Below are 21,735 nucleotides of genomic sequence, written 5' to 3'. Positions count from 1 at the left end.
GGGGCCGCGTCACGCGGCCCCTTTTTTCCAAGTGACATGCCATGACCGATTTCTCAGCCGTGAAAAAGCCGTTGGGCCAGCGGATCGCTGTCTGGCTCGCCCTGATCCTTGTCGTCGTCGGCATGGTCAACACCCTGCCGGAAATTCCGGGCCTACAGGATCTGGCCCGTGACCTGACCGGGCGCCAGTTCTTCCGCGTGTCGAACTTCCCGACCGAATATTTCTACCCGCCGGTTTTCCTGCTGATGATGGTGATCGTCGCTTTGGATTCCAGCGTCTACCGCGCGTGGCGCGAAACCCGCCCCAATCTGGCTTGGCTTGGCTTTCTGCTGGATGCAGGCCTGATCTTGGCCGCGTTTCTGGCGGCCTTCGGATACCTTGTCGAAGTCGATAGCATCTGCCTGATCGACCAGATCACCGGCGAACGCGCACGGCTAATTCAAGATGCCGCCGAACGGTCTGCCGGTGTGATCCCCGGCATCTCGTTCGAGGCCGAAGTCCCGGCCTGTCAGGCCCGGTTCGGCATCTGGATCATCCCGCTGCTTTTCACCATTATCACGTTGTTTTTCTTGTATAACGTCCGGGTCTGGGGCCTTCCGCTGGTGGCTGTGGCCAGCGTGGTCGTGATCTATACCGTCGGCACCGCGCTGATCTGGATGTTTGACCTGTCTGACAACAACTTCCTTCTGACCAAGCTGGGCGCAGACAGCGGCGATGTCGCCGCCGCGGCGATCCAGAAGGCAACCAACGTCTTCATCACGCCCGACGGTTTCATGGGCCGATTCATGGAGATCGTGGTCAGCCAGGTCTTTCCCTATGTGATCCTTGGCGCGCTTTTCGGGTCGTCCGCGGGCGGCACGTCGCTGATCAAGCTTGCGGTGATGAGCACCCGACGCCTGCGCGGCGGACCGGCCCATGCCGCCATCGTATCCTCGGCCATGTTCGGCACCATTACGGGCGGGCCGGTCACGAACGTCTTGTCCACCGGGCGCCTGACCATCCCGATGATGCAGCGTAACGGATTTTCCCCCCAGTTCGCTGGCGGGGTCGAGGCGGCAGCTTCGTCCGGCGGGCAGATCATGCCACCGGTCATGGGCGTGGCGGCCTTCGTCTTGGTGGCGCTGACAGCGGTGCCTTATGACAAGGTCATTACAGCGGCTTTCCTGCCGGCGATGTTCTTCTTTTTCTCGATCTTTCTGGCGGTCGTGTTTCAGGCCCGCCGGGAAAAGGTCGAACCGATGCGCGACATTCCCGATGACCTGCTGATGAACAAACAGGACTGGCTGAACCTGATCATCATCTTCGTGCCGATCCTGACGATCCTGTTCCTGCTGCTGGGCAACAAGGACGCCTTGGGCAACAGCGCGCTCGCGGCGATCCTGCCGACGGGTGTGATCCGCACGATCACCAATTCCACCGGCGATGCGGTTTCTGCCGGATGGTGGGCTGTCGTCGTTCTGCTGCCTTTGCTGTTCCTCGACCCCGCCACGCGCGCGCGCCCGTCCAAGGTGCTGGTCTCGCTGGCCGATGGTGGGCTGCTGCTGTCGCGGTTGTTCCTGCTGCTCTTCGCGGTGTCGATCATCTCGGCCTTCCTGAACGAAAGCGGCCTGACCGGAGAGCTGACGCGCGCAGTCACCTCGTGGCTGGAAAAGGCGCAGGTGCTTCACATCTTCGGGTTCGAGCTTCACATCGTCGGCGGCGTCTACCTGATGCTGGCGCTAAGCTGCGCGATGTTCTGTGCGATCCTTCTGGGCATGGGGATGCCAACCGTTCCGGCCTATGTGAACGTGGCGCTGCTGCTGGGGCCGTTGCTGGCCAACCTTGGCGTCAGCTTTTTCACCGCGCATATGTTCGTGTTCTACTTTGCCGTCGCGTCCGCCATCACGCCGCCGGTTGCCATTGCCGCCTTTGCGGCCGCGTCGATCACCCGGACGGAACCGATGCGCACCGGTGTCGCCGCGGTTCGGGTCGGCATTGTCATGTTCACGATCCCTTTCGTCTTCGCGTGGTACCCCGAACTCCTTCTGATCGAAGAGGCGGTGACCATCACCAGCGACACGGGCCAACGCGCGATGATCGAAGGCTATTCGGGGCAGATCGAATGGGCATCACTGGGCTGGCTGACCGCGCGTCTTGTGCTGGCGCTGTATCTGACCGCGTCGGCCTTGGCGCGCTTCGACCGGGGTCCGATTGCGCGGTGGGAAATGGCGCTGCGCCTTGGTCTTGCGCTGCTGGTCCTGTGGAAGACCCCGACCATCATGTGGATCGGGATCGTTCTGGGGCTGGGCCTGATCGTCATGCATACGTTGATGGCGCGCAACGCCGAAAGCCGCATGGCAGAAGAACGCCCGGTCACAACCTGACCGGGCGCCAACCTCAACCTTCGTAGTCGCTGTCCGACACCTTTTCCATCCAGGTCACCGGCGTGCCGTCGATGCTTTCCTGAATGGCGATATGGCTCATCGCGGTGTCGGGCGATGCCCCGTGCCAATGCTTCTCGCCAGCGGGAAACCAGACAACATCGCCCTGAGAGACCTCTTCGATCGGTCCGCCTTCTCGTTGAACGCGGCCACGGCCAAAGGTGACGATCAGGGTCTGGCCTGCGGGGTGCGTGTGCCACGCGGTCCGCGCGCCCGGTTCAAAGGTGACATGCGCACCGCTGGTACGTCCCGGCTCTTCGGCCTGAAACAGCGGATCGATCCGCACGGTGCCGGTAAAGTAATCCTCGGGTCCGGGGTTCGAGGGCATGCTGCCGGATTTGATGATCTTCATGGTGGTCCTTTCCCTGCGCCAGACGCAGCTTGGCAAAACGGTAGATCAGCGCGCGGCAGATCGGTGATTTGTCGAAGGATTATATCAGCGACACTTCGGAATATGTGGGCCGCGAGTGCCCTTGCTAGGACGGATGTAGTGCGTGGCCAGCGAACGGATAATCGCCGAAAGATAGAACCCACATATGAATGCGCTTCATCAATGGCGGACAACTGAAAAACACAAAAGCCGGGGCATGACCCCGGCTTCTATTTCTGTGGATCAGATCAGGGCGTTACCGCCGCTTGCCCTTTGGCCCGTCTGACTTGGCCGCTTGCCGTGCCTCGGCGCGGGCTTTGTTCTTTTTGCTGTTGGCCTTGCCCTTGGGGGGCGGCGGCCCCTTGCCTGCGCCCTTGGATGGCGCACCCTTGGATGTGGGCTTGCGCGATGGCCGCGATTCTCCGCCCTTGGGGGCGTCCGCCCGCGACGCTTTCGGCGCAAAGGTTGCGCCCGGTTTGCCAGCGCGCGGTTTCCCTGCATCTGGCTTGCCAGAATCCGGCTTATCCGTCCGCGGCTTGTGCCGTGGCTTGCCCGCAGCGCGGTGGACGGCAGGGTCAGTCGCCTCTGCCCGATGCTCTGGCTTGGGCTTGCGCGGGGCCGGTTTCGCGTCTGCTCCGTATTCTCGTTTGGTCCCGTATTCCCGTTTAGGCTTGTGCGGCGCAGGTTTCGCGTCCGCCCGATGTTCGGGCTTGGGCTTGCGAACCCGAGGCTCGGGCGCGTCATTGTAATCGATGGGCGGCGTGTCGCGCTTGGCCGGTCCCGACCGAGGCTTGGGCCCGCGACCCGGTTTGCCGCCGCGCTTGAATGCGGGCAGTTCCGGTTCGCCCTCGACCCGCTGAACCTGTTTGTTGCCTTCGATCGTCATGTTCGCGCCGATCGCCGACAGGAACCCCTGAACGCTGTCTTCGCGGATCTGGAAATAGGATTGATCGTCGGCAATGCGGATCGCGCCAATATCGTCCTTGGTCAGATCGCCCGCCTTGCAGATCATCGGCAGCAAATGCCGAGGAGAGGCCGCCTGATTATGCCCCTCGGACAGGGAAAACCACACGCTGGGGCCAAAGTCGCGGCGCGGCTTGGGCTGGGCAGCAGCGCCAGCGGCAACCGCGCTCAGCTCTTCTGGGGCGGAATGGCGCAGCTTGTACTGGCGCAGGTAGGCGACGGCGATCTGTTCCGGTGTAAACGCCTCAATCAGCTGCGCAACAGAGGCGCGTTCGCCTTCCGTCACCTCGGCCTGCCAATCATCTGCGCCCAGCATCCGCTGTTCGTCCTGTGCGTCGACCTCTGCCGCCGAAGGGGCAGGGCCCCAGTCGGCGGTCAATTTGGCGAATTTCAGAATGCGCTCGGCCTTTTTCCGGGCCGACGGCGGCACGATCAGCGCGCTGACCCCCTTGCGCCCCGCGCGGCCCGTCCGGCCCGAGCGGTGAAGCAGCGTTTCATGGCTGCTGGGCAGTTCGGCGTGCACGACAAGATTTAGGTTCGGCAGGTCGATCCCGCGTGCGGCCACATCCGTGGCCACGCAAACCCGCGCACGCCCGTCTCGCATGGATTGCAGCGCGTTCGACCGTTCGCTTTGCGTCAACTCGCCCGACAGCGCCACGACTGAAAAGCCACGGTTCGACAGGCGGGTGGTCAGACGCGCGACCATGGCGCGGGTGTTGCAGAACACGATGGCATTCGGCGCCTCATAATACCGCAGCACGTTGATCACCGCGTTTTCGGTGTCATGCGCCGCGACTGGCATGGCGCGATATTCGATGTCGGCGTGCTGTGTCCGTTCGCTGACGGTCGAAATCCGCTCGGCCTCTCGCTGGTAGCTTTGGGCCAGCTTGGCGATCGCATTGGGAACGGTTGCCGAGAACAGCAGCGTCTGGCGCGTGTCCGGCGTTTCTTCAAGAATGAACTCAAGGTCTTCGCGAAAGCCCAGATCCAGCATTTCGTCCGCTTCATCCAGAACCACAGCGCGCACAGCGCTAAGGTCAATCGACCCGCGCATGATGTGATCGCGCAGACGCCCCGGCGTGGCGACGACGATATGCGCCCCACGGGCCAGCGCGCGGCGTTCGTCGCGCATGTCCATGCCGCCCACGCAGGACGCCAGAACCGCGCCCGCATCCGCATATAGCCAGCCCAATTCGCGTTTCACCTGCATCGCCAGTTCACGCGTCGGCGCGATGATCAGCGCCAAGGGCGTTTCGGCCCCGGCAAAGCTGTCGTCGTCGCCCAGCAGAACCGGCGCAATGGCAAGGCCGAACCCGATGGTCTTGCCCGACCCGGTCTGCGCCGACACCAGAAGGTCGCGGCCCTCCAGCTCGGGTTGGGTCACGGCCTGTTGGACGGGGGTCAGGACGTCATAGCCCTTTTGGGCCAGCGCATTTGCAAGGGTCTGTTTCAAGGTGACGGGTCTTTTCGTGGATCAGAATGGCGGGCGATTGGCTTTGGCCCGCGCGGAAGCGTCGGGCAATATCCGTTTGGGCCCCCTTTGTATAGCGCATTATACGCGATTTGCCTTAATCCTTGGTGTCGCGCCACACCTAGGGCGGTTCACCGCGCAGCGATCAGACCCTTTGACAAGCCGTGGCCTCCTTTGCTCTGATCGGATGCATTTCCAAACGACCATTTTCAACCCGCAGGTATTCGATGACCCAAACCTCGTCCCGACCGCAGTATTTCGGGCCTTTGACCGATAGCACCCGATGGGATGCGGTGACGCTACGCGACGACGACGTGATTGTGGTCTCACCACCCAAATGCGGGACGACATGGATGCAGACGATCATGGCGCTTCTGTTTTCGGGTGATCCGCAGGTCGTGCCAGAGTTTTCGATGAACATGCCGTGGATCGACATCCGCGTCCGCGATATGGCCGAGGTGACGCAAAGGCTGGACGCAAGGCCGGGCCGACGCAGTTTCAAGAGCCACACGCCTATGGATGGCCTGACCGTGGGCGATCAGGGCCATTGGATCTGTGTCTTCCGTCATCCTTTGGATGCGCATTTTTCCTTTCGCAAACACGTGCAGAATATCCCGATCCGCTGGTTTGACGACTGGTATCCGGCAAATGACCCGCGCGCGACGTTCCGCCATTTCCTGACCGGAGAGCCCGCCGGGTTCGACTGTGATGCCATGCCCTTGGCCCATATCCTGCCTCACTACACAGCGGCCAAAGCGATGGCCGACAGGCCCAATGTCACGCTGATGCACTATGCGGATATGAAACGGGATTTGCCGGGCACCTTCACCCATTTGGCGGATGTTCTGGGGATCAGCCACCCCGAAGCGGTGATGCAGCAACTGATACAGGCCGCGACCTTTGACAACATGAAACGGAACGCCGACCGCTTTGCCCCGTCAGGCGGCAAAGGGTTCTTCAAATCCGACGCGGATTTCTTTCATCGCGGCACGCACGGCCAATGGCAGGGTCAGCTGACCGACGACGAACTGGCCGCCTATGACGCGATGATGGACGCGCACTTGTCGCCAGCGGATCGCAAGTGGCTGGAGCAGGGATCGACCGCTTAGACCTGCGCGGCTTTGTCCCGAAACCGCCGCACCGTCAGTGCAATCAGGAACAGCGCGGTCAGGATCAGAACGACGGTCGGGGCAGGGGCCGCGTCCAGCCAAAACGACGCATAGATCCCCGTGATCCCTGCGACCCAGGCGACAAGGATCGACACCATCAGCATCGCGGAAAACCGTCGGGTCAGCAGAAACGCAATCGCGCCGGGTGCGATCAGATAGGCGACCGACAGGATAATCCCCACCGACGACAGCATCGCGACGATGGTCGCCGACAGGATCGCCAGCAGACCATAATGCAACACCCCGATCGGCAGTCCGATCATCCGTGCCTGAATGGGGTCGAAACTATGCGCCAGAAAATCCCGCCACTTCAGGCCAAGGATCACCGCCACCGCACCCGAGATTAGGCCAGCGGTCCACAGATCCTCAACCCCGACGCCCAGCATGTTGCCGAAAAGGATGTGATCCAGATGCAGGTCAGACTCGATCTGCGTGTACATCACGATGCCTGCGCCAAACATGCCAGCGAAGACCACGCCCATCACGGTGTCCTGCTTGATCCGCGAATGATCCTTGATGAACCCGGTGCCCACGGCACACAAAAGCCCCGCCAGAAACGCACCGATAATCAGCGGAATGCCTGCCATGTACGCCAGCACCACGCCGGGCAGCACCGCATGGCTGGTGGCGTCACCCATCAGCGACCAGCCTTTCAGCACCAGAAAAGTGCTAAGCATCGCCGCTGCGGGGGCGATCAGGGTGACCACCAGAAAGGCGTTCTGCATAAAGGGAAACTGGAAGGGGATCAGCAGGTCGCCCATCACGTCGCATCCCTGATGGCAGAGCGCGCCCGCAGCCGCGCCGCCAGCATTCCGTGTTTCGGGGCAAAGACCAGCGCGATCGCGAACAGCAGCGTTTGCAGGCAGACGATCACGCCCCCCGTAGCCCCATCGAGGAAATAGCTGACATAGGCGCCCACGGCCGAGGTGATCGACCCGATCAGCACCGACAGAACCAAAAGGCGGGGAAAGCGGTCGGTCAGCAGATAGGCCGTCGCGCCCGGCGTCACCACCAATGCGATCACCAGAAAGGCCCCGACCGTCTGCATGGCCGCGACGGTGCAGGCCGACAGCAGTGTAAAGAACACCAGCCGCAGCGCGGTGACGTTCAGCCCGATGGATCTGGCGTGCGCTTCGTCAAAAAACACTGCCAGCAGATCGCGCCATTTCGCCAGCAAAACGATCAAAGACACACCGCCGATAATCGCTAACTGGATCGTATCACCCGGCGTGATGGCCAGAATATTGCCCATGATGATCGTCTGAATCGATACGGCCATGGGATTCAGCGACACCATGAAAAGGCCCAGCCCGAAAAAGGCGGTAAAGATCAGCCCGATCACCACGTCCTCTTTCAACCCGGACCGTTGCCGTAGAAACAGCATCGCCAAGGCCGCCAATCCGCCCGACAAAAACGCGCCCACGGCAAAGGGCAGGCCCAGCATATAGGCCCCGGCAACCCCGGGCACGACGGAATGAGACAGCGCATCGCCGATCAGGGACCAGCCCTTCAGCATCAGGTAGGCCGACAGAAACGCGCAAACCGCCCCGACAAGGGCCGAGACCCAGATCGCATTGGTCATATAGGCGTATGCGAATGGCTCTAGCAGGATCATTTCCGATCCCGTGCCGTGTGATGGCGGTCATCATATATGACCAAAGGCCGCTCATCATCGGTATAGACCTCTAGCCGCCGCGGGTCTTCGTCGTCATGCAGGTGCGTGCCTTCCAACAGGAAGTGGCGAAGGACGCCGCCGAACGCCTCGCGCAGGTTGTCGGGGGTAAAAATCTCTCCGACCGGGCCATGCGCCAGCACCGTGCCTTTGACCAAAACCACTCGGTCGCAGAACTCTGGCACAGACCCAAGGTTGTGGGTCGCCACCAGCATCACCCGGCCCTCTTTGCGCAGATCGCGCAGCAGGGCGATGATCTGTTCTTCGGTCTTCACGTCGACGCCGGTAAAGGGTTCGTCCAGCAGGATCACCTTGGCGTCTTGCGCCAGCGCCCGCGCCAAAAATACCCGCTTTTTCTGCCCGCCCGACAGCTCTCCGATCTGGCGATGGCGGTACTCGGTCATGTTCACGCGGGCCAGTGCATCGGCGACCGCATCGCGATCTTGTTGCCGTGGACGACGCAGGAACCCCATGTGGCCGTAACGACCCATCATCACCACGTCTTCGACCAGCACCGGAAAGGTCCAATCCACGTCTTCGGCCTGCGGCACATAGGCGATGGCCTGACGTTTCATCATGTCGCGAACCGGCTGACCCAGTACTTCGATCTGGCCCGAGGACACCGGGACAAAGCCCATAATCGCCTTGAATAGGGTTGATTTGCCCGCGCCGTTGACGCCCACCAATGCAGTGATCGTCCCGGTGGGGATAGCAAAGCTGGCATCCCGCAGCGCCGTATGCCCGTTGCGATAGGTGACCGTCAGGCCGGTGGCGGAAATGCCCATGTCACTCAAGGTTGCAGGCCTTCCAATATGGTTTCCGAGGTGACGCGCAGCAGGTCCAGATAGCTGGGCACCGGCCCGTCCGATTCACTGATGCTGTCGACATAAAGCACCCCGCCATAGGCCGCGCCGGTTTCCCGCGCGACCTGCCGCGCCGGTTTGTCCGACACGGTCGATTCAGAAAAGATCGTCGGGATGGCATTATCGCGCACCGTATCGATGACCTGCCGGACCTGCTTGGGCGTGCCCTGCGCGTCGGCGTTGATCGGCCACAGGTAGACCTCTTTCAGATCGAAATCGCGGGCAAGATAGGAAAACGCCCCTTCCGAGGTGACCAGCCAGCGGCGATCCTCTGGCAGGGCGCGGATCGCGTCACGCAGGGGTCCGATCACGTCTGCCATCTGGGTTTTGTAGGCCTCGGCATTGGCAGCATAGGTGTCGGCGTTGTCCGGATCGGCCCCGGACAGCGCGTCGCGGATGTTGTCCAAGTAAATCTCGGCCGAGGTCAGCGCCATCCATGCGTGCGGGTTCGGCTTGCCGTCGTAATCCCCGCCCGAGATCGAGATCGGATCGACCCCTTCGGACACGGTCGCGGCAGGCACGTCGCGCAGGTTGGACAGGAACTGTTCGAACCAGCGTTCAAGGTTGAGACCATTCCATAGGATCAGATCAGCCCCCTGCGCCCGCACCAGATCGCGCGGGGTCGGGGCATAGCCGTGGATTTCGGCGCCGGGGCGGGTGATTGACACGACCTCTGCCGCGTCACCGGCAACGTTCTGGGCCATGTCGGCAATCACGGTAAAGGTCGTGACGACTTTGAGTTTATCATTTGCCCAGGCAGGTGCGACGGCCCCCACCAAGCTAAGAATGGCCAGAGTTTTCACGACAATCCGGCGAAGCGGCATAAGGATATCCTGTGTCATACGGCTCGTTTATGAGAATGGTTCGCAACTGTCAATCAAGATGCGATCTATTCGCAACTGCTGCGTAAAGTTTGAACACGCGCCAACCCCAAAGAGTTCCCGGCGACGGCCAAACTGTCGTGAAAATCAGCGGATGTGTTCGATCAGGTAGGATTGCAGGCCCGGGCTGACCCATTGGGTCGACACAGCAATACGCCCACCTGCGCCAAGCGTGTATTTGTTGGTAAAGCTCAGGCCTTCGCCCGAACAGCTCTCCACCACTTCGGCGCCCGCGCGCGCATAGCTACAGTCGAACCGATAGGGCACCAGCTGGTTTTTCCCGTCCAGATACTTGTGCGTCCGAACTGCGGTGCCGGACCCTGCGCGAATACGCTCTGACACTCCGCTGACGTCTGCCGCCATCAGATCGTATCCCAGACCCCGGCTGGCGATCAGGATCCCGTCGCGCAGGGCAAAAGTGATCTGGTCGGGCGTGATGTAGGTTTCAACGTTCTGATTAACCGACGCACGTGACAGGATCGACGACACGGGCACCCGAAGCGAAGACACCAGAAGCAGCGGAACATTCCCGCTTTGCGCCCGGAACTCGGGCGTAATGGCGGCGCGAAGCTGATCGCGCGTCGCCGTCGGGGCCGGCGCCTTGTTGCGCGTGACGGTGGCCTTCAACAGGTCGAGGGTTTGCGAATTACCGACCGTGTCGCTGCCGGTGCTGCAGGCAACAAGAAGCCCGGTCAAGGCCACGGCCATCGCGGTCCGCACAACATTTTTCCCAGTGGTCCAGAACATCACCGCCAGAACCTCCCCCAGCTTTCGCGCAGCTCGGGCTGGTGATAGCTTCGAACGTTTTCATACAACCGGTTGTCGACCTTCAGGCGTGCCCCACCATCGCGCGACAGCGACTGGATCGTGCCGGTATAGACCTTGGTCGACGGCTTGCCGGTGAAATAGCTTAGCGGGACCGACACCCGGATGCCTTTGTCGAACGACCCTTCGCCGAACTGCTGGGCCGAGACGTTGGTAAAGGTGGCATAGGCCCCGACGCGCCAGCCATTGGCGAATTCGCGGTCCATGGCAAAGGTCGCGCCCCAGTCACCTGCCAGATACCGACCGGCATCAACCTGACCGTGGAACCCATTGCCAAAGTCGTAATAGGCCGAAGCATGGCCAGTGATCACCTGGTAATTCCGCAGGCCCAGACCCTGATAGGCACGCTGCTGCACCGCGTTCACCTCTAGCCCGAGGGCAAGACGGCTGTTCACTGGCTTCCACAAAACCTCGCCCGAGACACCGGCGTACATGGTTTCAAGATAACCTGCGGTGACCCGGCCATAGAGGTTTTTGCCCGGCCGGAAATAGGACGCCAGGGTCAGCTTGGTCAGCGACGTGCCGTTCACAGAATACTGTCCAGCATTGCGTCGAACGGCAGGTAAGCTTGAAGGTTTGATAATACTCGACGGACCACGGTTGCCGACAAGGCGCTGATCCAATTGCCCCGACAGGATCAGCCCCGGGCGGATCACAAACTCACCCTTCGCACGGATGCCCAGATCGGCACGCACGGGCTGGGCCGGATCGAAATAGCTGGCCTTCACATAGGGTCCCAGCGAAAAGTCGTACCGCGGGAACTGATCCGCCAGACGGTCATCCTTGGCGGGCGTCGTCGTATGATCCATGATGGCCGCGCGCGCCAGCATCTGGTCCGCGCCATTGGGATCGTTTTCGAACACCTCAAGATCATCGCGCTGAACGACCACGGCCGAGGTCGGCACACCGTTGACCATAGGCACGATCCGGAAGGTGTTGACCGAAGACGGCGTCGCATGCGTCAGGACCCGGGCGGTCCGTCCGATCGCCTCGGCCCGCGCAAGGTAACGTTCGTTCCGGATGTAGACGGTGACTTCGCGGCCGGTATATTTGACGCCTTCAACCTGAATACCGCTTTGCTCCAGAATGGTCGCCAGACCGTCGCGCAACTGGGTTTTGATCGGTTCGTTGGTGGTCCAGCCAAGCGCTTCGGCCGATTTCCGGTCGCGAAGCTTAACTGGAATCGGCGCCTCTTCGCTGCCGCCGGGCACGGCGCCACGCTTGGGGTTCAGCTGGAAGGTCAGGCCCAAGCCGATTGTATCACCGTACAGGTAGTTCAACTTAAGGTTCGCGCCCTCGGCCAGTTTGTAATCCAAGCCGAAGTTCATCGGCGATTTCCGCTGGAACAGGTTGCCAACGGTGGTTTCCCGGGCGTAGGCGTCGGACGAATACTCTGCCTTCAGCGTCAGCCGGTCCGTCGCTTGAAAGCTGAGGCCACCAAAAAGCGCGGCGTCACCACGGAACCATTCGCCAACCTCAGCAATGCCGCCCAGGCCGGCTGTGCCGGTTGGCCGCGTATTGAACCGCGGGTCAATAGCTCCCAACGGGTTGGAAAATCCGCCATGCGTCGCCAGTCGACCCCAGCCGATGCCGCCCGTGACTTTCAGCCGAGGCGTCAAAGACTTCGTGGCGACGACGTACTCGCCGGAATACAGGCCGGTGCCGATGAAATCCTGCAGGCCGATCGCCACGGCGGGGCGATAGCGCCCCTCGTCCACGATGCGATAGCGCAGATCAAATGACCGGTCGAACGTTGCGTTGCCGGCAGACCATCGATCGATCCGTGAATACCGGAAAGACCCCGACAAGCGCGGCGTGATCTGGAAGGTCATCGTCGCGCGGGTGCTGCCTGCGAAATGAGACACCGAGGTCGCAATCTCTGCGTCAGGCGCGCTCTCTGCCGTGGGCATGTCGATCAGGCCCGGAACACCGTAGGTATTGTAGGTCGGTCGTGCCACGTCCTGCGCCAAAGAGGACGTCCCCAAACCTGCGCAAAATACGGCAGAAACAGCCAATTTTGTTAATGCAGATTGCACGTTAAAGCCCCTCACCAAACCTTTGGGCCACCTTAGACATCATGCCCTCAGACAGCAACGCCACATTTCCCGTTGTCGCGATCCTGCCACAGGCACCGGTTGCGCCCTTTGCTGGACTTGCACGTCGCACCATCGTAACACAAGCCCCTGTAAAACGACCCTGACCGGAGCAGTTAATGACACGTTCTCTTTTTGGTACCGATGGCATCCGGGGCCGGACGAATACAGACCCGATGACAGCCGAAATCGCGATGAAGATCGCTGCGGCGGCCGGGCGGTATTTCCGCCGTGATCAACAGGACCACCGCGTCGTCATCGGCAAGGACACGCGCCTGTCGGGCTACATGCTGGAAAACGCGCTGACCGCAGGGTTCACCTCGACCGGGATGAACGTGTTCATGCTTGGGCCGGTCCCGACCCCGGCCGTTGGTTTCCTGACCCGGTCCATGCGGGCGGATGTTGGTGTGATGATTTCCGCCAGCCACAACCCGGCCGAGGATAACGGGATCAAATTCTTCGGCCCCGATGGCTTCAAACTGTCCGACGATGCCGAGATCGAGATTGAGCGGTTGATGAACGAAGGCGTCGAACTGGCCCATCCGCAGCGCATCGGGCGCGCCAAGCGGATCGACGACTCGGGCGCGCGTTATATCGAATACGTCAAAACCACTTTCCCGCGCCAGTTCCGTCTGGACGGACTGCGCATCGTCGTCGACTGCGCAAACGGTGCCGCACACCGGGTGGCCCCTGCCATTCTGTGGGAATTGGGCGCCGATGTAATCCCGGTGGCGAACACGCCCAACGGACTGAATATTAACGAAAACTGCGGCTCCACTCACCCTGAAACGGCTGCCGCTCGGGTGCGCGAAACACGGGCGAACGTCGGTCTGTGCCTCGATGGGGATGCGGATCGCCTGATCCTGATCGATGAAACCGGAACCCCCGTTGATGGCGACCAGCTGATGGGCTTGATCGCGTCGCGCTGGAAGGACGACGGGCGGCTTTCGGGCGATACGCTGGTCACCACGGTCATGTCCAACCTTGGGCTTGAACGTGCGATGAACGACCGTGGCATCGGGATGGAACGCGCTCAGGTCGGCGACCGCTATGTCGTTGAAAAGATGCGTGCATCAAACTTCAATCTTGGCGGAGAGCAATCCGGCCATATCGTCATGACCGACTACGCCACGACTGGTGACGGGCTGGTCGCCGCGCTTCAGGTTCTGGCGGCCATGGTCGAAACCGGCAAGAAGGCCAGCGAACTGACCCGCGTGTTTGATCCCGTGCCGCAGGTGCTGCGGAACGTTCGCTTTGCCAAAGGGTCAGAACCGCTAAAGGCGGACGAGGTCCAGCAAGCGATTGCCGACGGTGAAAAAGCGCTGTCCGATTGCGGCCGTCTGCTGATCCGCAAATCCGGCACGGAACCCCTGATCCGGGTAATGGGCGAAAGCGAAGATCAGTCCAAGCTGAACGATGTCTTGGAATCGATCTGTAAAGCCATTGAAAAGGTTGGGTAAAGGCGCGCTGATATGGTCTTCAAACGGTTGAAATCGCTTTTCGCGACCTCCCCGAACAACCCAAAGGCGTTGTCGGGCGTCGCCACCCGCGACACGATCTTCGCGCCCGATACGCCCTTTTGCGCCATCGGCGATATTCATGGTCGCTTGGACTTGCTCAAGCCGCTGTATGAGCGGCTGCGCTCGACCTACGGCACTGATACTCCGGTAGTTTTCCTCGGAGACCTGGTGGATCGTGGCCCGAATACCGCAGGCGTTCTGTCCTATGTGCAGGGTCTCACCGAAGGTGACGCGGACCACAACATCACCATCATGGGCAACCATGAACAGATGATGCTGGAATTTATCGACGATCCGGCAGGCAACGGCACCCGCTGGCTTCGCTTTGGTGGGCAGGAAACCCTGCAATCCTTTGGGATCGCCGCTGACACCACACCGGACGATGCCGAAGACCTCGTCGATCTGGCGGACGAATTCGAACAAGCCATGCCCGAAGGCATGATCTCTTGGATGCGGAACCTGCCTGCGCTTTGGTCGACCGGTAACATGTACTGCGTCCACGCCGGGATGAATCCAGAGGTCGAGCCGACCGCCCAGAAACCGCGCACCCTGATCAACGGGCACCCGGATTTTCTGACCAAGGCGCGCAGTGACAGGGCCACAGTGGTGCATGGCCACACGGTGATGGAAGATGCGGCGATCTGGGATGGTCGCGTCTCTCTCGATACCGGGGCCTATTATACCGACAAGCTGACCGCCGCTTACATCGAACCCGGCAACTGCACCTTTATCGACTAGGCTCAGCCGATCAGGTCATAGCCCTGACCCGAGATCATTAGGTTGATGTCGGGTTGGGCCGCCCCGTCGATCAAGGCCCAGATGATCTGGCCCGTGCCACGATAGATCACGAAGGCCTCGGCCACATCGGCGGCACCCGCATCCGCCTTATGCGCGAGGTTCACTTGGAAATCGTCGCCCGTCGCGGCGCCGCGCCCCCAGACCAGAACATCCCCTTCAGCCGCATCGTAGTCCTGCACCCAATCTGATCCGTGGTCATAGATGCCGAGGTGAAAAAAACGGTCGGCCCCGTCACCCCCATTCATCCGGTCATATCCGAAACCGCCGTTCAGAAAATCATTCCCGTCCCCGCCAAAGATCAGGTCAGACCATGCGGCACCCGACAGGGCATCGTCGCCGCTTTGCCCGATCAGGTCATCGACACCGAACCCGCCTTCGATCGTGTCGTTCCCGGCCCCGCCATAGACCAGATCATTGCCGTATCCAGCGTCAATATTGTCATGACCCGCGCCACCATAGATGACATCCCGCAGGTCCAGATCGCTGTCGCCGCCAAAGATCATATCGTCGCCATCGGCCCCGTTCAGCGTATCCGCCCCGTCACCCCCGAATAGCCAATCGCCACCGCCGTTACCGCGCAGGATATCGTTGTCGTCATAGCCACGGGCAATGTCACCATCTGCCCCGCCGGTCAGAATGTCAGCCGTGTCCGCACCGGTGAAAGTCGCGCCCGATACCGGCGCAGCCCCGGTAATCGCGCCGCCGCGCATTTCGAACCCCCAGGTCCCGGCTTGCCCGCTATTCCCGATGGCGGAGGCTAAATCTGCCGCGTCGCCCCCAAGTTCGACCATTTGCGGCAAACGGACCCCGCTTAGCCCTGCCCAGGCACCGGCATCGTCATCCAGACTACCCATGGTCCAATCGATCCGCTCATAGCGCAACTCGATATCGAAATCGCCGATCCCCTGATCGCTGAGCCTTAGCTGGAATAGGTTCGTCTGATCAGCGTCCCTGCGATAATGGCCAACGTCTTCCCATGTGATGGTCACATGCCGGCCGACATCGTCGATATCCACCCAGATTGGCCCGCTTTCCGTGCCCTCGCCATCCAGACGCGTATCCACGTCGGCCCAGAATGGCGCAATGAAATCGGCGACCGGGGCGGCCTCAACCAAAGACGGATAGGCCTCCAGCCCCGAACCGAAAGACAAGACACCGTTCGTACCGACCCAAAGATCGGTCCCGCCGTAATGGTTTCCGAAATAGGTCAAACCACTGGTAAAGACCGAACTGGCGTCGATGCGGAATGCCCCGTCGTCGGAGCGGGTCAGCGCCAGATCGCCAAGCCCTGCAGCCCCGCCAAGCCCGCGGATCACTTGTCCTGTTGGCATGCCCCGACCCCCCCGTTTGCCTAACGACGACTATGCTCTGAAGGCGTTAATTTGCGGTGAAGGTGCGGGATCAAAACAGGAACATATCATTCGTTATGTCTTCCGCATTGATCCGCTGCCCGTCATGAGAAATCAGACGCAACGACTGATCCTGATACTGAAGTATCGCGCCGTCATAACGTTCCTGAACTGTCAGGCTCGAGGCATCGTAAATGCGGCCCCAGTCGCTGACATCCAGCCGATCGACGCCAAGTTCGAAATCCCGCACCTCATCCCGCATGAAGTCGCGGTCAAAGATAAACGTATCGGCTCCGGCACCACCCGTCAGGATGTCGCGCCCGTCCCCTCCGGACAGCACGTCGTCGCCGTCTCCGCCTGATAGCGTGTCGTTGCCGCCGTTCCCCCAGATCAGGTCATTCTGCGCGCCGCCCGTCAGGGCTTCGCCGGACGCCGCGCCGATCACCGACCCCGCAATCGCGGAGGTATCGACCCGCGCCAGCGTCAACCCGGGTTGCCCTGCCGCGATCACTTGGACTTCGCCGCCGAAGTCAGCCACAGTCAGCGCCGTGATGTTCTCCAACGCGCCGCCCGCCTGATTGGCCAGCGTGTCATGCTGAAACAGGGTGCGATCCGGCAGAATTTCCAGCAGGCTCAGCCCGTCGTCAGCGCCGCCTGCGACCAGAAAGCCCCGATCGCCAACTTCAAAAGACGTCACCGCATCCACTCGTGCAAAGCGGCTGTTCAGCGTGTCGTAGGCGTGGTCTTCGACAAACAACACGCCCATGTCATTCACCCGCACGAGGCTGAGCGACGACGACCCGACCGCCCCCACAGCCACGTAATCGACGCCCCCCGCCTGAACCGAGGTCACGCTATCCAGCCCCGACAGCCACATCCCGTCCTTGGCCCCAAGCGTATCCACCAGATGCGCCTGCCCGTCGGCGCCAATCAGGTAAGAACTGATGCCCCCTTCGGTGGTCGAGCCGGTGATCAGAAACGTACCGGCGTCATTTTTCACATGCGCCAGATCGGCCACGTCACCCAAAGCCGTCTTGGCGTGGTCCGTCAGCGCGTCACGCTGGATCAGGTTCGTCCCGCTCTGCTCATAGATCACCAGCCCCTGCGCATCGCGCGCGCCTGCCGCGATGAAAGAGGTGCCATCAACCTCGAACCCATGCAGCTGTGACGCCGGGGCATCGATCGTGCGACTGATTTGCCCGGACAGGCGGCCTTCGTCCCCGATGCCCACAAAGCTCACCCTTGCGTCTTCAACCGCCGTGGTCAGAACCCGAACCGAACTACCCGTGTCCACGATTTCCATGTCGGACACACGGTAGGTTCCGCTGGTTCCGGTGACGTGAAAACTGGCGGGATTGGCCATGTCCGCGCCTTCGATCAACCGGGTGCGGGTGACGGTGCCTTGCGCCTGCGCACCAGAATAGAGCCACTGAATGTCCAGCACCGGATCGCTATAGACCGCCAAGGTCTGGATCGATCCATAGATCGCCGCATTGTCCCCAACCAGCGCGTTTCCCCAAGTCAAAGCAACCATCGTAACCCCCGAATGTGTTTCGAGGGGGTGAATGCATGTCGTCAGTGATTGCGCTGGGGCGGAACGCGGGCGAAATCGGGGCCACGCGCGAAACTTTGGACAAAAACCACGTCAGATATTCTTAAACCTTTCTCGTTGATCCCTCCTTTTCTGCCTGTCGATGGGCGTGCTGGTCACCAATGATACGCTGGGCTTGGTTCAGAATTTGCTGATTGTCCGGCGTCAAAGCATCCCCAATCCGGTCAAGCGCGGTCACTACCTCGCGTACCCGGCGCAGATGCGTTCCGTCGGCCAGCCATCTTATCCGTCGCGCCATACCCCAACCGCGACGCGCGCCGAACAGGTTCGCCCCATGCTGGCGGTACAAAATTCCCGGAATAGGGTCGAAATTGACAGATCCGCCGCATCCCAAAACCAAAGCGTAAATCCACCAGTCGGGACAGCTTGGCATGTTTCTAATGCGCGGTAACATCGCCTTGATAAGGCGCGTGGCCAGTGGATTGAGTATCGTCGCATTGGCCGGCGCTGCGTTCATGACAAGCGCATTTCGGAAGGTCGTACTATTGGGCATCCAAAGCGGCTTTGAAGACGACAACTCTGCATCTGTTGCCATCCGCCGAACGACGTGCAGCGCTGGGCCAGTGGCTGCGTGGAGGGATGCCAATCCCCGCTCAATCCTGTCCGGCAACCACACATCGTCCTGATCGCAAAACGCCCAGTACCCGTCAGGCGCGTGGCTGATTAGATGCCTAATGTTTGCCGGGTATCCTTCGCGCGGCCCTTCGACGATAGAAACCTCGAAGGGAACTGCCCGCTCTGCCTGCTTGATGATTGCCCTCGTCGCATCGTCGGACCCATCGTCAGAAATCACCAGCCGATCCGGAGGGCGCGTCTGCATAACAAGACTGTCGATCTGAGCTGCCAGATACTCCGCGCCACTTTTTACGGGCATCAAGACTGTCAGAGGCTCAATCCGTCTCATGTCAGCCAAGGCGGTCGTTGTCCCCGCATCAGATAGCCATGATGTTCAATCGCCTTGGCAACCCGCGCGTAGAAAAACAGTCGCCCGTTTTCCAGCACGGCCCCAGAGGTGCACAACCGTGCCAACAACTCCATCGAGTGAGAGACGATCACCGCACTTGACCGTGACAACCGCGCTCTCAACATGTCCTCGCTTTTTTCGCGAAAAGCGCCATCGCCGACAGAGGTAACTTCGTCGATCAGATAGACATCGAACGGCATCGCCATCGACACGGCGAAAGCCAGCCGTGCTTTCATGCCGGCAGAGTAGTGGCGCACCGGAGCCTGAAGGAACGATCCCAGCTCTGCAAAGTCGGCAACGAAATCCGTCATCGCGCCAGTGTCGATCCCATAAACCCGCGCGGCGAACCGGGCGTTCTCCACTCCTGTCAAATCGGGATGAAAACTTCCCTGAAATCCGACCGGCCAAGACACAGACCCGCTACGGACGACCCGTCCTTTGTCCGGTCTCATGGTGCCTGCAATCATCCGCAAAAGGCTCGATTTGCCAGCTCCGTTGCGTCCGATCAGGGCCATGGCCTGACCCTCGGGGAACACGAAATCCAGATCACGCGCGACGATCGTGGTGGCTCCGCCGGATCGATAGGCTTTCGTCACATTCTGCAAGGCCAGTGTCATCAGGTTAGAACCTGTCCCGCAGCGAATAGACTATCAGCATTACGATCGACCAACACAGTACTAGCCCCGCCGCCACACTGGCCAAAATTGCCCACCGCTTTGGATACACGGACTTTTCTGCCAGCGTAGGCGGGCTATAGGACGCCAGATATCGTGTCTGTCGATCCGCTGCCGCTCGGTTCGCCTCATGTGCTGCCAGCGCCAGTGCATAGGCCTCTTGCGCGATCTCGACCGCGACTGTCAGTTCCTCGTACCGCCCCATCAATCGGGCCAGATCACGCGGTCCTTGGGTGTCGCCCAGTCGTGCCCGTTCCTGCTCAATCCGGTTCCGCAAAACCTCAATCCGCAGCTCGGCCTGTCCGACCCGCGTGTCATTGATCGCACCGCGCCGTGTCCCTTCGCCACCGCGCACCGTTCGACGCAGCAGTTCCATCCCGACGATCTCATCTGCCAGAGCTTGCTGCAGTTGATGGATCACCCCCATCTCACCGGTCAGGTCAGCCATTGGGTCAACCATCTGGTTACGAACGCGGAATTCGGTCAGCGCCCGTCGCGCATCGGACAGGCGCTGGCTCGCGAGGCTCAATTCAGTCTGCGAATGGGCCAGACGGTCCTCTCGGGCGATACTGCCAAGACGGTTGATCAGCGCGTTGCTCGCTTGTTCGACCTCTCTGGCGATGGACTGAGCCGCCTTTGGCGCAAAACCCCTCACCTCAACCTCCAGCAAGCCGGGACCGGTTTCGTAGGACACGTGAACCATACGCCGCCAGTAATCGGTCATATCCTCAATCGAGGCCTCTTCTTTCAGCGCAAAAACCGGGTCCGTTGCATGATGTTCCGCCCACAGCGCACGCAAATCCACCTGCGAATCCACCGCCTCGACCAGAGCCTGCGAATCCAAATAAGCGTAAAGAATATCGGCATCCTTGCTCGACGATCCTGCCAGGGCCGAGATGCCGGGAACCGATGACAGCAGTCCCGCTGCGCTCTCCTCTCCTTCTGCGTGGATCACGAATCCGAAGGTCGAACTGTATTGGTCCTGCGCACGATCAAAGAGGTACCAACCAACCACACCGGCCACGCCGGGGACCATCGCCAGAAAGATCAGAAGGGACACCACATGCCGCATGCGCAACCAAGCGCGTGCGGCAGTGGGCTGTCGGTGTCCAGCCGGAACGAGCACCGGGAAGCCATCGGGCAAACCACCCGCCTGACGCGGTTTCGTGTTTGAAACAGCCTTTCGCTGCACAGACATAGCAATCCCCATGTTGCTAATTTGTTCTTCAGGTTTCAGGTCTAGTCTGCAGGCGTGAAGAAATGGCTAACAGGGTGGCATCATGCGAAGTCACGCAGCTTTCAGGGCGATTGGGGCGCTGATAATCCGAGAAATCGCAACAAGTTACGGGCGGACGCCCGGCGGTTATCTTTGGGCGCTGCTCGAACCCATCGCAGCGGTCGGATTGCTCGCGACGATTTTTTCGATCGCCTTCGATGCGCCACCTCTGGGAAGGGATTTCGCGCTATTCTACGCCACCGGATACCTGCCCTTCGCTTTTTACAGTGACCTAAGCCATAAGATCGGCGTCGCACTGCGATATTCGCGCCCCTTGCTCGCCTATCCGTCGGTCACATGGGCCGACGCGATTACCGCACGTTTCCTGTTGAATTCCCTCACTCATTTGATCGTCGCGTCGATCGTAATCTCGGCGATGCTGGTACTGTCAGACCAACCTGCGCCAGACATTTTGCTGTGCGCAACGGGCTTTCTGCTGGCGGCGGGAATTGGACTGGGATTCGGCACGCTGAACGCGTTTCTCTTTGAATTCTGGCCAATCTGGGAACGGCTCTGGTCCATCCTGAACCGTCCGGCGTTCATATTGTCTGGCGTATTATTTTTGCCGGATGCCGTGCCGCCGCCATTCCATGATCTGATCTGGCTGAATCCCTTGGTGCAAGCGATTTCTTTCTTAAGGGCGGGCGTTTACCAAGGTTACGCCCCGCCAGAGCTGAACGGGACGATTGCCTTGTTTCCAGCGGCGGTCGCGATGCTCTTTGGTCTTCTTCTGCTGCGCAAAACAGCGCGCGATATTCTGTGGCAAAACTAGGGCGAAATCGTGGCAATTTTCAGCACTGATTAACGGCTTTCTT

At 60.8% G+C, this 21,735-nt stretch carries 18 protein-coding genes; 5 read left to right on the top strand and 13 right to left on the bottom strand.

Annotated features, from left to right (window positions below; translation table 11 throughout):
• Positions 1-41 precede the first annotated feature (41 nt).
• A complete protein-coding gene (locus ACI3GR_RS08190) occupies positions 42-2,363 on the top strand; it encodes a TRAP transporter permease (protein ID WP_407493698.1) in 2,322 nt (773 codons plus the stop codon).
• A gap of 13 nt (positions 2,364-2,376) precedes the next feature.
• Here ACI3GR_RS08190 and ACI3GR_RS08185 read toward each other — a convergent pair whose 3' ends face one another.
• Together ACI3GR_RS08185 and ACI3GR_RS08180 are read right to left on the bottom strand one after the other, a co-directional pair.
• Positions 2,377-2,772, bottom strand: coding sequence for a (R)-mandelonitrile lyase (locus ACI3GR_RS08185; RefSeq protein ID WP_407493697.1), 396 nt, complete (start codon positions 2,770-2,772; stop codon positions 2,377-2,379).
• A 274-nt stretch (positions 2,773-3,046) separates the two neighbouring features.
• Positions 3,047-5,206, bottom strand: coding sequence for a DEAD/DEAH box helicase (locus ACI3GR_RS08180; protein ID WP_407493695.1), 2,160 nt, complete (start codon positions 5,204-5,206; stop codon positions 3,047-3,049).
• 245 nt (positions 5,207-5,451) lie between these two features.
• Between ACI3GR_RS08180 and ACI3GR_RS08175 the strand changes: the two genes are divergently transcribed.
• Positions 5,452-6,333, top strand: a complete 882-nt coding sequence (locus ACI3GR_RS08175; protein ID WP_407493693.1) for a sulfotransferase domain-containing protein — start codon at positions 5,452-5,454, stop codon at positions 6,331-6,333.
• Here the strand turns inward: ACI3GR_RS08175 and ACI3GR_RS08170 are convergent.
• From ACI3GR_RS08170 to ACI3GR_RS08145, 6 genes are all read right to left on the bottom strand, one after another.
• Complete coding sequence (locus tag ACI3GR_RS08170) at positions 6,330-7,154, bottom strand: metal ABC transporter permease (RefSeq protein WP_407493691.1); 825 nt, start codon at positions 7,152-7,154, stop codon at positions 6,330-6,332. The genes ACI3GR_RS08175 and ACI3GR_RS08170 overlap by 4 nt on opposite strands.
• Positions 7,154-8,008, bottom strand: coding sequence for a metal ABC transporter permease (locus tag ACI3GR_RS08165; protein ID WP_407493689.1), 855 nt, complete (start codon positions 8,006-8,008; stop codon positions 7,154-7,156). Before ACI3GR_RS08165 ends, ACI3GR_RS08170 begins: the two co-directional genes overlap by 1 nt.
• Positions 8,005-8,850 (bottom strand): manganese/iron ABC transporter ATP-binding protein, encoded by an 846-nt coding sequence (locus ACI3GR_RS08160; RefSeq protein ID WP_407494875.1) that lies wholly within the window; start codon positions 8,848-8,850, stop codon positions 8,005-8,007. Before ACI3GR_RS08160 ends, ACI3GR_RS08165 begins: the two co-directional genes overlap by 4 nt.
• 5 nt (positions 8,851-8,855) lie before the next feature.
• Positions 8,856-9,752 carry a metal ABC transporter substrate-binding protein gene (locus tag ACI3GR_RS08155; protein ID WP_407493687.1) on the bottom strand — a complete coding sequence of 299 codons (897 nt, stop codon included), beginning with the start codon at positions 9,750-9,752 and terminating at the stop codon, positions 8,856-8,858.
• Between the two features lie 144 nt (positions 9,753-9,896).
• Entirely contained in the window at positions 9,897-10,556 is a 660-nt protein-coding gene (locus ACI3GR_RS08150) for a YjbF family lipoprotein (RefSeq protein ID WP_407493685.1), read from the bottom strand.
• Positions 10,556-12,592, bottom strand: a complete 2,037-nt coding sequence (locus tag ACI3GR_RS08145) for a YjbH domain-containing protein (protein WP_407493683.1) — start codon at positions 12,590-12,592, stop codon at positions 10,556-10,558. Before ACI3GR_RS08145 ends, ACI3GR_RS08150 begins: the two co-directional genes overlap by 1 nt.
• Before the next feature lie 254 nt (positions 12,593-12,846).
• Here ACI3GR_RS08145 and glmM point away from each other — a divergent pair, with 254 nt between their 5' ends.
• Positions 12,847-14,187 (top strand): phosphoglucosamine mutase, encoded by a 1,341-nt coding sequence (gene glmM / locus ACI3GR_RS08140; protein ID WP_407493681.1) that lies wholly within the window; start codon positions 12,847-12,849, stop codon positions 14,185-14,187.
• A gap of 12 nt (positions 14,188-14,199) precedes the next feature.
• Complete coding sequence (locus tag ACI3GR_RS08135) at positions 14,200-14,985, top strand: metallophosphoesterase (RefSeq protein WP_407493679.1); 786 nt, start codon at positions 14,200-14,202, stop codon at positions 14,983-14,985.
• Between the two features lie 2 nt (positions 14,986-14,987).
• Here ACI3GR_RS08135 and ACI3GR_RS08130 read toward each other — a convergent pair whose 3' ends face one another.
• From ACI3GR_RS08130 to ACI3GR_RS08110, 5 genes are all read right to left on the bottom strand, one after another.
• Positions 14,988-16,376, bottom strand: coding sequence for a calcium-binding protein (locus tag ACI3GR_RS08130; protein ID WP_407493677.1), 1,389 nt, complete (start codon positions 16,374-16,376; stop codon positions 14,988-14,990).
• Between the two features lie 70 nt (positions 16,377-16,446).
• Positions 16,447-17,928, bottom strand: a complete 1,482-nt coding sequence (locus ACI3GR_RS08125; protein WP_407493675.1) for a calcium-binding protein — start codon at positions 17,926-17,928, stop codon at positions 16,447-16,449.
• A gap of 121 nt (positions 17,929-18,049) precedes the next feature.
• Positions 18,050-18,910 (bottom strand): glycosyltransferase, encoded by an 861-nt coding sequence (locus tag ACI3GR_RS08120; RefSeq protein WP_407494873.1) that lies wholly within the window; start codon positions 18,908-18,910, stop codon positions 18,050-18,052.
• A complete protein-coding gene (locus ACI3GR_RS08115; RefSeq protein ID WP_407493673.1) occupies positions 18,907-19,587 on the bottom strand; it encodes an ABC transporter ATP-binding protein in 681 nt (226 codons plus the stop codon). Before ACI3GR_RS08115 ends, ACI3GR_RS08120 begins: the two co-directional genes overlap by 4 nt.
• Positions 19,588-19,591: 4 nt before the next feature.
• Positions 19,592-20,842 (bottom strand): KpsE/RkpR family capsule polysaccharide export protein, encoded by a 1,251-nt coding sequence (locus ACI3GR_RS08110; RefSeq protein WP_407493671.1) that lies wholly within the window; start codon positions 20,840-20,842, stop codon positions 19,592-19,594.
• Between the two features lie 82 nt (positions 20,843-20,924).
• Between ACI3GR_RS08110 and ACI3GR_RS08105 the strand changes: the two genes are divergently transcribed.
• A complete protein-coding gene (locus tag ACI3GR_RS08105) occupies positions 20,925-21,692 on the top strand; it encodes an ABC transporter permease (RefSeq protein WP_407493669.1) in 768 nt (255 codons plus the stop codon).
• Positions 21,693-21,735: the final 43 nt, after the last annotated feature.

The organism is Pseudooceanicola aestuariicola, from assembly GCF_045763785.1.
Taxonomy (GTDB): Bacteria; Pseudomonadota; Alphaproteobacteria; order Rhodobacterales; family Rhodobacteraceae; genus Pseudooceanicola.
The sequence above is the reverse complement of the archived record's forward strand: the minus strand, read 5'-3'. Positions and strand labels throughout refer to the sequence as shown.